Genomic DNA, 13,694 nt, shown 5'->3' on the forward strand with positions numbered 1-13,694 from the left:
TGATTGATGCCCTCCTTGGTAGCAGACCATTGTGTTGGTGACTTTATTGCCGGAAAATTCGTGAAAACCAGCAAAGCCAACAGCAGAATCACGAACCAGAGCCCCGCTGATCTTAGCGACGAGCTGGGCATTTTTCCGATTTCACTTTCCCATGTGGACACCGCCGTTCAAGCAGCGCGGGATGCTTTTCCGCAGTGGCGCAAACTCGAGCAAAGCAAACGTGACGCTCTTCTGCGAAACTATCAGCAGCAACTCCAGACCCACAAGGACGCCATCGCTTTATGCATCTGTCGGGAAGTAGGCAAGCCTCTTTGGGAAGCGCATGGCGAAGTTGGCGCTATGATTGCAAAAGTAGACTTGTGCTTAGGCGAAGCACGCAAGTATTCGCCAAATCTCGATATTGACGACTTACCTGGGCAGATCAGAAATCGCCCACTTGGAGTGCTCGCTGTCATCGGGCCCTACAACTTCCCGGGGCATCTACCGAACGGGCAAATAGTGCCTGCCTTGGCAACCGGCAATACCGTTATCTTTAAGCCGAGCGAAAAAGCACCAGCGACAGCGGCATGGATGGCCCTATGTTTATCTGAAGCCGGGTTGCCAGACGGCGTATTTAACGTTGTCCAAGGCGAAGCACAAAGCGCCAAAGTACTTGTTGCACACGACGGCATCGACGGTATTCTCTTCACCGGATCCGCTGCGGTAGGCCGCGATATTTTAACCGCCAACGCTGCCCACCTTGGAAAGCTCGTTGCGCTTGAGCTCGGCGGAAAGAACGCTTCTATCGTTCTCGAGGACGCCGACATCGACCTTGCTGTACGCCAAGTCGCCTTTGCTGCCTTTGCCACCTCGGGACAACGTTGCACTTCAACATCCAGGCTCATCATCCACCGCAGCATTGCTCCTGCTTTTTTAAACAAACTCAAAGCAACCATTTCAAACATTCACGTTGGCTATCCACAAGAGCCGAATGTTTTTATGGGACCAGTTATTTCCGAAAACAGCCAAAATAAAATACTGGCTGCTCAAACAACCGCTGTGGCGGAAGGTTTCGAGCCATTCGTTCCAGGAGGAGCATTAGCTCTTTCCGATAAACGCGGTTGGTACCTGAAGCCTGCCGTGCATATTGCACCGAATGCAACAGCTGCCGTTAAAGGATACACGGATAGCGAACTGTTTGGTCCCGATCTCTGCGTTTTTGTAACAGATACCGTTGATGAAGCGATTGCCCTTGCCAACGCCACAAACTACGGATTGGTAGCCGCAGTGTTTACAAAAAACGCACAAACATTCGACCATTGTGCCGAGAACTTGCGGATGGGCGCCGTACACTGGAACCGCTCTACTGCGGGAGCCAGCGGTCGCTTACCTTTCGGCGGCATCAAAGACAGCGGAAACTATCGACCTGCAGGAATTTTAGTCAATCAGCTATGTACTTTTCCCCAGGCTATCCTGCTCAATCCAAAGGCGAGCAGCCCAGTACAGTGGCCTGGCTTTCCAGAGTAAAAAGACTCGTTTTGATGCTCTAGGATTCAACTTGGTTATTGTGCTGCTCATCGAGCAAACCGGCTGTTATCGCTATAGCTTTCCGAGCGCGAAGCAAAAACTCTTCGTCTTTTCGTATTTTTTCATTTGCGGCGTTTAAGCCTCTCTCAGTAGTAGCAAGTTTTGCTTCAAGATCGGAAATGCGCGCGACATGGCCTTCCACGCTTTTCTTCAGCTCGTCGATATCTCCACGCGCTCCTTTAAGGTCCTCAAGAAGCGCATCTCGCTCCTGTACCGCTTCGCCAAGCATACTTTGTAGCGCGTTAATCTTAGCGTTGAGTTCGCTTGCAAGCTGCTCACTTTCGGCTTGGTTTTTACTGAGACTATCTTGAGAGTCTTCAAGCGCTGATTCAATGTCAGCAAGTTTTCTTCCTAAAAGAGCGAGCTCTTCCGCGTGGCGCCCCTGCACTTGCTTTAGGGTTTCTTCGTGTTTTGACTGAAGTTTCTCGCGAGACGCAATCATGGCTTGCTCATGATCAACACGAGCTCGCTCCAAAGCATTGTTGGTCTTCGCTTCCAGCTCGCGCATCTGCTCGGCATGCTCTGAATCGAGCTCTTTACGAAGCGCCTGCAGTCTTGCCTCGGTATCAGCTCGAAGTTCCACCATGGCTTGCTCGTGTGTATTTTGAGCCGCAGACATTGCTTCTTCCGTATGTGCCACCTTCTTTTCCGCGGCCTCCGCACGCGCTTTTTCCTCTTCAACGCGTTGAGCAAGTTTCGCTTTGTCCGAAAGAAGCGAGAGGTTCTGCTCTTTCGCGCGCTCGATTTCTTGCTCGTACTGAAGCACTTTATCAGTGGCCTCGGCATGTTCGCGTTCTAGTTTTAGACTTTTCTCGTTTTGTTCGACCAGTTGGCGATCACGTCCGGTCACTTGATCCTTAAGATCCAAGACCTCTTTCTCTTTACGGTTGATGGATTCCCTTAAATCGAGCAACTCTCGACTCGATACCGCCGCGACATCTTTCTCTTGTGAAGCCTTTTTTCTTAGGGACTCCACCTCTTTTTGAAGTTCATCCGCCTCAGCCGCGCGACGTTTAGCGGTCTGCATAAGCTCCGCCAACTCTTCTTTGGCAGCAGCCAGTTCCGCAGAAATTCGATTCTTTTCGACATCCGAAGCATCCGCAACACGAGTCTTCGGAGACTCAACGGGCTCTGAGCCACTTGCAAAAGCTACCGCTTCATTCATATCAGTTGCATCGGAGAAACTAAGGTCCATGTTCTCTTCGATCTGTATTTCCGGCTCAGAAACTTCGAGCTCAACAGGGCTGTCTTCCGATTCAAGCATCAAAGAATCAAAAGCAGACTCAGCAAATTGTTCGATTTCATCGTCGACTTTGCTGCTGCGTCCACCCTTTTGTCCAGCATCATCCATTAGCAACTCCTCATCTTCTAGGTTCAACGCATCGTCGGTGCTTGCCCTACCACTATTTCCAACCCGAATTAGTGTTGTAACGTGGCCGAGCAGCTCATCAAAACTCACCGGCTTGCTGATATAGTCATCGGCTCGTCCACTCAAACGCTTGTGCTGCTCAAAGATGGCCTCGGTGGCCTCTTTGGACACAATGATGAGAGGAATATCTTTGAGTTTTGCCGAGTTACGGAGTTTTGTGCATACGACCCCACCAGTGGTGTGACCCAACTCAATACTCAAAATGATGAGATCTGGATGGAGTTCTGTTGCTTTTTCTACAGCATCACTACCGTCTGCAACAATATCCACCTTGGTGCCAAGACGCTCAAATCCATCGCGCACCTGTTGTGCGAATTCGGAGTCGCTATCCAGCAACAAAATGTTCTCACCCATCAGGCCATACCCCGCGAGCTTCAAGGACGGTGCATCTTTGCATATATACTACCGTTGCTTGGCGGTAGGTGTCAAAAAGCGTCTGTGCTTTCGACTCGAAGAATAGACGGTTCTTGCCGAACAGGAAGCCAGCTTTAACTTGGAAGAAATGCTCAAACACGACTTCAAAGCGCATCGCCTCCTACTTGCTTGCTCGAGCCGGACCGTTAATCAGTCGATTTTCATGCTAGCTGTAAGCCTTAACATGGCGCGAGGGCTAAGATCTCCAGCAAAGGTGTACACCACACCATTGTGCTCCAATACCGACACTGTGCGCCCTCCCTGCCGAAAATAGTAGATTTCCCTACCATGCAAGCGCACCCGCCGCGCTGTTTCAGTCGGCTTGGATAGTTCTCCGAAACTAAGATCGTAACGCGCTGGCCACCTCGGTCGTAGTACAAAGTCGCCGCAGGCCTCTGAGCCACCGTCGCAAAACGTGCGCCAGAGAAGATAAGGCCACCCTCCTTGAATACAATCGGATGCACTGGCACAGGAACCTTATCGCGAAAATAACTCGTAAGCCCTTCAGCTCGATCGACGTCCATAGGCAAACGGTGGCTGTGCAAGCGTTGCACATCTTGTGCAGCCGGAAAACCAAGCATCGAAGCTTGTTGCACCATCGGATCCACTGAATGTTTTGCAAAAAACAAAAACATCATGCCAACGGCAGCTAAAGAAGGCAGCATCCATCGCCTAAACCATGGCCCTTCAAATGCCAACGCCCAGGAAAACATGCCATCGTCGTGTGATATTTCATCCAGCTGCTTCTTTAGTTTGCTCCGCAGGTGTTGAGGCATCGTAACTCTTCCAAGAGCCACCATGGTATAGTGCTGTTGCTGCTTGAACGCATGAACCAGATGCTCGCACCGAGAGCATTCCCGCACATGCTCTTCCATGGAAAGTTGCTCAGTTGGACCGAGTTCGCCATCAACGTACGCGTTTACGAAGCGATGAACCATGTCGCAATTCATGACGCCTCCTCTTTTCGTTTTCGATAAGCAGCCATTGGGAAACAGTTCTCAGCACTCGAATCGGTAGCAGTCTTTGCTTGCTTAACGAGACCCATTTCCTCGGCCTGCACAACCAAGTGCTGCTGAATCGAAGCGCGAGCCCGATGCAGCCGTGACATGATGGTTCCTAAGGGCGCATCAACGGCATCGGCAATCTGCCGGTAGGAAAGACCTTCCATATCCGCAAGCAGCAAAACAAGTCGCTGTTCCTCAGGAAGTTGATCCACCGCGAAGCGAATTTCTTGATTGATGATCGGCCGACTTGCGGCATCAAAAGGCGAAGACAGCCATTCCAAGGTTGCGCCGCTTATCAAACCAGCGCCCATGATTGAACTACCATCCTCGCTTAGCATCCGTTCACGCTTCTTTCGGCGGTATTGATTGATGTAAGTGTTAGTCAGGATGCGAAAAAGCCAGGCCTTAACGTGCCGTTCACCATCAAATCGGTCATAGGCTCGATAGGCCTTGAGCATCACGTCTTGGAGCAAATCCTCGGCATCAGCAGCATTTTTCGTGAAACGCAGCGCCATTCCGTACAAGGGCTCAAGATACGGGTCTATCTCGGCCTCAAACTTATTCCTGTTATTATTGATGTTTTTCGACATAGCTCTGTTGTTATGGGCTAGCGGCCCTAGTCCTCGTATTGCCTATCGCGGCGCCAGCGGCCGCTCAATATAAGAAAAACAAAGCTTGGTGCCTTTTATTCCCCTTTTTCAGGCAACTCAGGAGCTTTTTCCGAGCTGCCTTTGACGCGACCTTCGGCCACGGATTTGAGGTGCCCCTCTAGCTCTTCGATGCGACTGGCAAGTCGTTTTACTTCCGCTTGGAGCTGATGGACTGGAGAAATTGCACTTGCGACCAACTGCCGCATCCGCTCATCAACGAGTTTATGCACGTCTTCGAAGATCTCTTTTGGATAGGCGATCACCGAGCGTTTTGCGCGCTGATCTTCTGTGCTGTCGCTTGCCGCTTCAGGTCGCACTCCGGAAAACTTGCTTGCTGCCTTGTCACGAATGCTCGCAACCAAGCGCTGGCCTTCGGATTGGATCAGTGAGCGCAGGGAGCCGATGGCTTGATCCCTTCGTACGTCACCACCCTTTTTCTCTTCTTCGTAATAGATAACCTGAGCAAGTGTCATGCTCGTCAGATCTTCTTTGCTTTTGTTATCAACGATACGAATGTCTTCGCCCTTGCGAACGTACTCGGCCACCTGCGCAAGGGTGATGTAACGACTTTCTCGAGTATCGTACAACTTGCGATTGGCGTAGCGCTTTATGATGCGCTTAGCGCTTGGCCCATTTTCGGCCCCGTCCTGCATCGTGCTCTCCTCGTTCACTCGCCTCTAGCCTCCAAAACAAAGAGACCTACAACACAGGCTAGCTTTGATTTCGCGGACCGTCCACCAGCTCGGCTTCGTCCGCTTTTTCTTGCTCAGGGACAGTGCGCGCACTCGATTGCGACGAAATCTGCTTGTCCGAAGACGACACTTTAATATCATCCTCACTGCTGAGTCCACGTTTGAAGTTTTTTATAGCTTTGCCAAAGCCTTCGCCGATTTGAGGCAATCTCGATGCGCCAAACACCAAGACGAGAATTAGCAAGATCAGTAATATTTCACCGGTTCCAAAATGAGGCACGTTGCGCTTCTCCTTAAGAGTAGACCACCACATGATCTACCACTTATGATAAGCTTACGCTGCAAGCCCTTCTACGGCAAGCTTAGGACACTTTCTTCGAGGCATACCTAGCCCCATGGCAACCATCATTTTACGAAAAAAACACGTCAAACCTATATGGGCCGGTCATCCATGGGTTTTTTCACAAGCCATCGCTAAAACCGAAGGCGCACCTTCGGACGGCGAGGTGGTCATCGCCAAAGATGAAGAAGGGAACTTTTTAGGCCAAGGTTTCTGGTCATCGCGCTCCGCTTTACCTCTGCGGATCTTAAGCCGCCTGCCCAACGAGACCCTTGATGAGGCCTTCTTTGTCAAGCGCCTGACAGCCGCACGTGCTCTTCGCAAGGAGCAGCTGGGGTTGCCCAACTCGCAAACCACAGGATACCGCGCTGTGCACTCTGAAGGCGATGGGCTAGGAGGTCTAATCGTCGATATCTACGATACGGTTGCCGTGGTTCAGTTGCTCACGATTGGTATGAAACAACGCGAAGATGAACTGTTCGCGCTCATCCAAAAAATCTTCCAAGTCGAAAGTGTGGTTGAACGAGCTCGCACTAAAACTGAACACACCGAAGGCTTTACGGCCACCAACCGCATAGTGCGAGGCCACGCGCCAAGCGAACTTCGCTTCAAGGAACATGGCATCGCCTATCATGTCGATTTAGAAAGCTCACAGAAGACGGGTTATTATTTTGACCAGCGCGACACGCGAAAACTCCTTGCAGGCTTTACAGAAGGCAAACGTGTCCTTGATGCCTTTTGCTACCTTGGATCCTTTGGTTTGTGCGCGGCCGCTGCAGGAGCCAAGGAAGTCCTGGGCATCGATAGCTCGAGTGTGATTCTGGGGCAGGCTTCCCAAATCGCCATAGAAAACTCCCTTTCAGACAGACTCAGTTACAATCGTGGTGACGTTCGTAAAACGCTTTTGGAGTTCCGAAAAAGCAAAGAGCGCTTTGATGTAGTCGTGCTCGATCCACCCAAACTCATCCCCTCCCCCCGACATCTGAATCAAGGCCGCACCGCCTATCGCAGACTTAACTCGGCCGCTTTTTCGGTTGTTCAAGAAGGCGGATTGCTTCTGAGTTGTTCGTGTTCGGCAAGTTTACGCATGTCAGAATTTCTCAAGATGCTCGGACTTGCTGCTGCTGATGCACACAAAGAAGCAACTGTCCTTCAACTAGGTTACCAGTCCGCCGATCATCCTGCTCCGGCGGCCTTCCCAGACGGTCGCTATTTAACCTGGGCGTTGATGCGTGTGAGCAAACGATGAAAGCATTGACTGAGCTTCCAGCACAAGTGTGTAAACAGGTCCATACCGTGGCTTTTGACGTGGATGATACCGTCACGCAACACGGACAGCTCCTTGCGCAAAGCTACGCCGCTATTTGGTCATTGCGGGACGCCGGATTGCGCCTCGTTGCCGTGACAGGAAGGCCTCTTGGCTGGGCTCAGGTCTTTGCCTCCCTGTGGCCTGTGGACCTTGCGATTGGGGAGAACGGTGCTGGCTGGTTTTTCCGCAAAGCAGACACCCTAAGCAATGGCTTTTTTCTATCTGAATCGGAAAGAAAAAAGGAACGCGATTTGCTCGAGCAGGTTAAACAAGCAGTCGCAAAACAACTTCCGGACACGCAGCTCAGCGAAGATCAACCACTGCGCGGCTGCGATCTTGCTTTTTACATCGGGGAGAAGGTGAAACTTAGCCATGCTCAAATCGAGGAGCTTGCGCAAACCATACGCTCCGTGGGCGCCAAAGCAGTCCACTCGACAGTGCACATGCATGCTTTTTGGGGCGAGTACAATAAAGCCACAGGCATCGTCGCAGCAGCTAAGAAAGTTTGGAATGAAAAGCTGGAGCAAACGCGCAATGCATGGTGCTTTATTGGTGACAGCCCAAACGATCAAGCCGCCTTCGCCTATTTTCCGCACAGCATCGGAGTCGCTAATGTAAAGCGCTTTGCAGCAGAGCTAAAAAGCAAGCCAAGCTATGTCACAGAGCAAAGTCATGGCGAAGGTTTTGCTGAGTTCGCACAACTGTTTTTGAAAAAAAGAAAGAGCTAACGCACCTGACCATTGGCGCGCGCTTTATCGAGCGCTTCTTGCACCATCTTGGAATGCTCCGCAGGGTCTCGCCAGCGCAGCTGACCGGCTTCCGGTAACAAATGGAGCGGATCAAAATACAGAAAATACTGACCGGGCTTAACGGATGGCGCCGTGTAGACCGAAATGCCGGTCACTTTGTCGTAATGCTCAAAGGAATGAATGTTTCGTTTACCGCCACCGCCTGGCGCATCCACCACGAAAGCAGGCGTATTGAAGCCCGCCGTTACGCCTCGAATGTTTTTCTCAAGCAAGATGGCCGTCTCAACCGTGGTTCGCAAATCTTCAACGCCTTTGACTAAATCGTGCTGATAGACGTAGTAGGGGTGAACGTTAACGTAGCTAAGCCGTTTGACAAGAAGCTTCATTACGTTGACGGCATCGTTTACACCACGTTGCAATACCGCTTGATTTCTTACGGTCACACCGTGATCGAATAAGCGATCCAAGGCCTTTTTTGTAATCGCCGTGATCTCGTTTGGATTATTGAAGTGCGTGTGAAGAGCAACCTCCTTGCGTCGCTTTCGGCCGAATTCGACCGTGTCCGCCAGCGCACTAAACCAAGCATCGTCACTTAGAATTTTTTGCGGCATGACAGCGGGGCCCTTTGTCGCAAAACGAATTCGAAGAACATGATCAATGCTAAGCAAGGCTTCACCAATGCCTCTTAACTGATCTGCTTTGAGATTATACATGTCGCCACCACTGACGACGATATCTTCAAGCTCCGGATGCGCCGAGACGTAATCAAATACGCCTTGCCAGCGCGTTTGATTGACCTTCAAGCTCATTTTTTCAACTTGCTCGCTGTCTGGTCCGATTGTATACGAACGCGTGCAAAACCGGCAATACACCGGACAGGTATCGAGCACCAAAAACAAAGCCTTGTCCGGATAGCGGTGCGTAAGCCCCGGCACCGGTGAGTCGGCTTGCTCGGCCAAGGTATCAAGTCCAAGTTTTGGATGATCGGCCAATCGCTCCGAACGAAGCGGAATGAACTGGCGGCGCAAAGGATCGGTGTACGGATCCTGCCAGTCCACCAAACTTAAAAGATAAGGCGAAACACGTACGGCCATGGGCGCAAGCGCAAAACCTTCACGCACGTCATCGAGAAATTCCGTACTCACGATGCCTTGAAGCGCCTCAAGCAGTGCCTTGGGTTTAGTGATGGTGTGGCGCGCCTGCCACAGATGATTCATAAAATCACTCTCGGACAGATCGCGATAGGCGGGGATTTTTCGCCAAAAGTCGCCGTCAACCAGCTCTTTATGCATCAGAGCTTCCGGCGGAAGCGACGCAGCAGAAGCTTGTTTTCGCTCAGTTGAGCTACGCAGTTCAATAAGATTACCTTTTTTGCCCATACTATAATTTTATCACAAAAGCACACGTCTGGACAAATAGTACCCCATCAGTTGGAAACAAACGTTACCCTTCAAAAAAAAGGGTTACGAACAAGAAGGCAAAGCTAGAAGAAAAGACTTTTTTCGAGGTTTTCTTGGCTTCGAGCGCGCCCACAGGAGCGACGACGATGATACATCGGTGTTTGAGGAGGAGCCCCGAGGACGTAAGCCGAAGCTAAGGAAACCTCGAAAAAGCGCTCGCAGATGCCAGAGACTGACCCACCACGCTCGACGCGCGCAAAAAGCAGTGCAATGATGCGCCTCATTGTGCAAGAAAAGCTTATTTTTGTGATTTCGCCGCCCCGGAGCGGCTCCACCCTACTTCAGCGGATGTTGGGCTCACACACCGAGATAGCCACCTCACCTGAGCCTCACCTGATCACGCCCATGGCCTATCTCGGCTACTACAACATCGTCGATAAAGCGCCTTACGATCACATCAACTCAGCTGAAGCCATTCGCTTGTTTGTCAAAGACCTGCCGCGCGGCGAAGAAGACTATCTTGATGCACTCCGCTCTTATGCTGAAACGCTTTATGGACGCAAACTCGCGACCACAGGCAAAAGCCGGTTCATGGACAAAACGCCAGCCTACGGGCTTGTGCTTCCCTTTCTTCAAAAGCTTTTTCCAAAAGCCAAGTACGTTGTGCTCACCCGGCATCCCTTGGCCATTATGAGCTCTTACGCCAATAGTTTTTTTGAGGGAGACTGGAAGCGCGCCCAGCAGTTTAATCCCATCATCAACCGCTACCTGCCGGCCATGGCCAAGTTTATTCGCGAGAGCGAAACGCCGCTTATTCATGTGCGCTATGAAGACATGGTTTCCGCCCCTGAAGCAGAACTTGGGAAAATCTTCAGCTTCCTTGGACTTGAAAACCAAAAGCAAGCCGCCAACTACGGCGAGCACTTTCAAGCCACCTCGGGTCCCGGTGATCCGATTACCGTTGGAAGGCACACTCGGCCCATCACAACATCTATCGACAAATGGGCTAGCGAGCTTAGCCAAGATGCTGCAAAACTCGAATTGGCTCACACCATCATCGATGCGCTTGATCCCAAGGATTTGCAGACCTGGGGCAACCCCAAAGACAGCATCTTCGCCGCACTCGATAGCGCGCATGCGCAGAAAAGCAGCCTGTCCATTCGCCCCAAGTTCTTCAACAAACACACCATGCAGCGCCGCATCTTCCTCAAACTCCGCCAGCAGATTCAGCGTAAACCCCTAAACAAAACCGTCCGCAAAATCCGCTACTACTGCGACGTCCTCTTGCGCGAATAACGCGATCCAGGATCCCACCGAAAAAGCGCTTTCAAATCAACCTCTTAGACAACACACCGCGATAACTTGGATTTCAAACTATCGCGGTGTGTTGTCTAAGAGGTTGAAATGATTGGCTGAAAAAGCGGGGATCCTGGATCGGGTTAGAGTTGGCGCAGGACGTGGCGGAGGATGCCGCCGCTTTTGTAGTATTCGGCTTCTTGTGGGGTGTCGATGCGGACACGGACGTCGAACTTTTTGTCGCCTGCTTGGACCGTGAGGCGTTGGGCAGGTTTGATTTCGGCGGCAATGCCCTCGATGCTGTATTCCTCTTCGCCCGTGAGGCCCAAGGATGCAGCGTTTTGCTTTTCGACGAACTCGAGCGGCAAGACACCCATGCCGATGAGGTTCGAGCGATGAATACGTTCATAGCTTTCGGCGATTACAGCTTTGACGCCAAGGAGCATGGTGCCTTTGGCAGCCCAGTCGCGCGAGGAGCCTGTGCCGTATTCTTTACCAGCAATGATAAGCAAGGGAATGTTTTTTGCTTGGTATTGCATGGCCGCATCGAAAATACTCATTTGCTCGCCGCTTGGCACAAAGCGAGTGACGCCGCCTTCGGTGCCAGGAGCAAGTTGATTGCGCAAGCGTATGTTGGCGAAGGTGCCGCGCATCATGACTTCGTGATTGCCACGCCGTGAGCCATAGGAGTTGAAGTCTTTGCGCGCAACACCATGTTCTTCCAAATAACGCGCCGCCGGACTGTCCGCTGCAATGCTGCCAGCAGGTGATATGTGGTCGGTGGTGACTGAGTCGCCAAGCAGAGCCAAAAGGCGTGCGCCTTTAATGGGCCCTGGCGCAGTAAACGCTTGTCCTTTTTCCATGTCCTCAAAGAAAGGTGGTTTGCGTATGTAAGTGGAATCACTTTGCCACTCAAACATCGCGCCTGTACTCGACTGAATGGCTTGCCAGGCTGTATCGCCCTTTAAAACGTGAGCATAGCGTCTCTCAAACATCTCGCCCTTGAGCGTCCGTCCAACGGTATCGGCCACTTCTTTGTTGCTCGGCCAAATGTCTTTCAAAAACACATCGTTTCCTGAAGAGTCTTTACCCAGCGCATCCTTTTGAAAATCAAAGTCCATGTTGCCAGCAATCGCATAAGCCACGACCAAGGGCGGTGAAGCTAAGTAGTTAGCGCGCACTGATGGATTGATACGCCCCTCAAAGTTACGATTGCCTGAAAGGACCGAGCAGAGCACAACATCATTGGCCACCGCGGCAATTGCATCATCCACTGGACCCGAGTTGCCAATGCAGGTCGTGCAGCCATAACCAACAAGGTTAAAACCAAGCTGCTCAAGTGGCTTCATGAGCCCCGAGGCATTAAGGTAGTCGGTAACCACTTGCGAGCCAGGCGCTAAGCTGGTTTTGACATAAGCTTTGCTCTTTAAGCCTCGCTCGATTGCCTTTTTGGCGAGTAGACCTGCAGCAACCAACACGGCTGGATTGGAGGTGTTTGTACAACTTGTGATCGCCGCAATGGCTACGCTGCCATCGTGTAGCGTGGTCTTTTGACCATCAAGGCTGATTTCAGCGCTACTGACCTCAGCTTTTCCCGAAAGGTTTGCGCGAGCGTTTTGCCAAGCTGTTTTTGCCTGACTGAGAGCAATGCGATCTTGGGGACGTTTCGGACCAGAGATGCATGCTTCAACCGTCGATAAATCAAGTTCAAGCGTATCTGTAAACTCGGGCTCCGGTGCCGAGGAGTCACGAAATAAATGTTGCGCCTTGGTGTAGGCTTCAACAAAGGCCACGTCTTCTTCCTTGCGTCCGGTCAATCGCAGGTAGGTTAAGGTTTCTTGATCGACTGGGAAAAAACCCATAGTCGCACCGTACTCTGGAGCCATGTTGGCGATGGTCGCGCGATCCGGCAGCGGCATTCCATCGAGGCCGGGTCCAAAAAACTCGACGAATTTGCCAACCACGCCTTTAGATCGAAGCATTTGCGTTACCGTCAACACCACATCGGTAGCGGTTACGCCTTCTTTGGCCTTGCCCTTCAAACGAAAGCCAACGACTTGCGGAACCAGCATCGAGACAGGCTGCCCCAACATTGCAGCTTCAGCTTCAATGCCTCCAACGCCCCAACCCAGCACACCAAGTCCGTTGATCATCGTGGTATGCGAATCGGTGCCCACAAGAGAGTCTGGATAAGCTTCCGCTTGTCCATCTTTTTTCTGGACAAAAACCACCGGTGCCAAGTACTCAAGGTTCACCTGATGCACAATTCCGGTCCCAGGAGGCACGACCCGTAAACTTTCAAAAGCTTGCTGGCCCCACTTCAAAAACTGATAACGCTCAATGTTACGCTCGACCTCTTTTTGCACGTTTTTTTCAAAAGCAGCGGGCGTGCCAAAAAAGTCAACCTGAACACTGTGATCGATCACGAGATCCGCGGGCTGCAAAGGCGTGATCTTTTCAGCCTTGCCCCCCAACGCCACATACGCCTCGCGCATCGCCGCTAAATCCACGACGGCCGGAACCCCGGTAAAATCTTGAAGCAACACACGCGACGGCCGGTAAGCGATTTCTTGATCCGGTTCCGCTTTTGGATCCCATTTAGCCACGGCCTCGATGTCCTCTTTGCTCACCGTAACGCCATCTTCAAAGCGCAGTAGGTTTTCCAAAAGAACCCGGATTGAAAAGGCAGGCGCTCAATCTCTGAGACTCCCGCCTTTTTTAGCGTATCTAGACTGCAAAAGTGGACTGTTTTGCCGCCAAAGTTCTGCTGTTGCCGGCACCCAAAGCTATCGTGTGATTCAGACATGCCGCCTTTTTATCACAACTAAGCTCGGAGGTACTACTC

Annotated in this window: 13 protein-coding genes; 4 read left to right on the forward strand and 9 right to left on the reverse strand. The window is 51.5% G+C overall.

Annotation, left to right across the window (positions count from 1 at the left end; all coding sequences use genetic code 11):
- Positions 1-6: 6 nt before the first annotated feature.
- The gene (locus IPJ88_13900) at positions 7-1,506 is read left to right on the forward strand and encodes an aldehyde dehydrogenase family protein (protein ID QQR89289.1); all 1,500 of its coding nucleotides are present in this window, start codon (positions 7-9) and stop codon (positions 1,504-1,506) included.
- Positions 1,507-1,525: 19 nt separating this feature from the next.
- On the opposite strand, the gene IPJ88_13905 is transcribed toward IPJ88_13900, so the two are convergent.
- The 6 genes from IPJ88_13905 to tatA form a co-directional block, all read right to left on the reverse strand.
- Positions 1,526-3,349, reverse strand: a complete 1,824-nt coding sequence (locus IPJ88_13905) for a response regulator (GenBank protein QQR89290.1) — start codon at positions 3,347-3,349, stop codon at positions 1,526-1,528.
- Complete coding sequence (locus IPJ88_13910) at positions 3,342-3,524, reverse strand: hypothetical protein (protein ID QQR89291.1); 183 nt, start codon at positions 3,522-3,524, stop codon at positions 3,342-3,344. Before IPJ88_13910 ends, IPJ88_13905 begins: the two co-directional genes overlap by 8 nt.
- A 64-nt stretch (positions 3,525-3,588) precedes the next feature.
- On the reverse strand, positions 3,589-4,359 hold the full coding sequence (locus IPJ88_13915; GenBank protein QQR89292.1) for a zf-HC2 domain-containing protein: 771 nt from the start codon (positions 4,357-4,359) through the stop codon (positions 3,589-3,591).
- Positions 4,356-5,003, reverse strand: a complete 648-nt coding sequence (locus tag IPJ88_13920; GenBank protein QQR89293.1) for a sigma-70 family RNA polymerase sigma factor — start codon at positions 5,001-5,003, stop codon at positions 4,356-4,358. Before IPJ88_13920 ends, IPJ88_13915 begins: the two co-directional genes overlap by 4 nt.
- A 95-nt stretch (positions 5,004-5,098) precedes the next feature.
- Positions 5,099-5,716: a polyhydroxyalkanoate synthesis regulator DNA-binding domain-containing protein gene (locus IPJ88_13925; GenBank protein QQR89294.1), complete on the reverse strand. Its 618-nt coding sequence runs from the start codon at positions 5,714-5,716 to the stop codon at positions 5,099-5,101.
- Positions 5,717-5,774: 58 nt separating this feature from the next.
- Positions 5,775-6,068, reverse strand: coding sequence for a twin-arginine translocase TatA/TatE family subunit (gene tatA, locus IPJ88_13930; protein QQR89295.1), 294 nt, complete (start codon positions 6,066-6,068; stop codon positions 5,775-5,777).
- An 82-nt stretch (positions 6,069-6,150) separates the two neighbouring features.
- Between tatA and IPJ88_13935 the strand changes: the two genes are divergently transcribed.
- Positions 6,151-7,344 carry a class I SAM-dependent rRNA methyltransferase gene (locus IPJ88_13935; protein QQR89296.1) on the forward strand — a complete coding sequence of 398 codons (1,194 nt, stop codon included), beginning with the start codon at positions 6,151-6,153 and terminating at the stop codon, positions 7,342-7,344.
- Positions 7,341-8,132, forward strand: a complete 792-nt coding sequence (locus IPJ88_13940; GenBank protein ID QQR89297.1) for an HAD family phosphatase — start codon at positions 7,341-7,343, stop codon at positions 8,130-8,132. The genes IPJ88_13935 and IPJ88_13940 overlap by 4 nt, the downstream gene beginning before the upstream one ends.
- Here IPJ88_13940 and IPJ88_13945 read toward each other — a convergent pair.
- Positions 8,129-9,532, reverse strand: coding sequence for a KamA family radical SAM protein (locus IPJ88_13945; GenBank protein QQR89298.1), 1,404 nt, complete (start codon positions 9,530-9,532; stop codon positions 8,129-8,131). The two genes, IPJ88_13940 and IPJ88_13945, sit on opposite strands and share 4 nt — an antisense overlap.
- A 104-nt stretch (positions 9,533-9,636) precedes the next feature.
- Entirely contained in the window at positions 9,637-9,837 is a 201-nt protein-coding gene (locus tag IPJ88_13950; protein QQR89299.1) for a hypothetical protein, read from the reverse strand.
- Here IPJ88_13950 and IPJ88_13955 point away from each other — a divergent pair.
- Positions 9,824-10,849, forward strand: coding sequence for a sulfotransferase (locus IPJ88_13955; GenBank protein ID QQR89300.1), 1,026 nt, complete (start codon positions 9,824-9,826; stop codon positions 10,847-10,849). The genes IPJ88_13950 and IPJ88_13955 overlap by 14 nt on opposite strands.
- Positions 10,850-10,992: 143 nt before the next feature.
- Here IPJ88_13955 and acnA read toward each other — a convergent pair whose 3' ends face one another.
- The gene (gene acnA, locus IPJ88_13960; protein QQR92044.1) at positions 10,993-13,527 is read right to left on the reverse strand and encodes an aconitate hydratase AcnA; all 2,535 of its coding nucleotides are present in this window, start codon (positions 13,525-13,527) and stop codon (positions 10,993-10,995) included.
- Between the last annotated feature and the right edge of the window lie 167 nt (positions 13,528-13,694).

The sequence above is a fragment of the Myxococcales bacterium genome (genome assembly GCA_016699535.1).
Classification (GTDB): Bacteria; Myxococcota_A; Polyangia; order Polyangiales.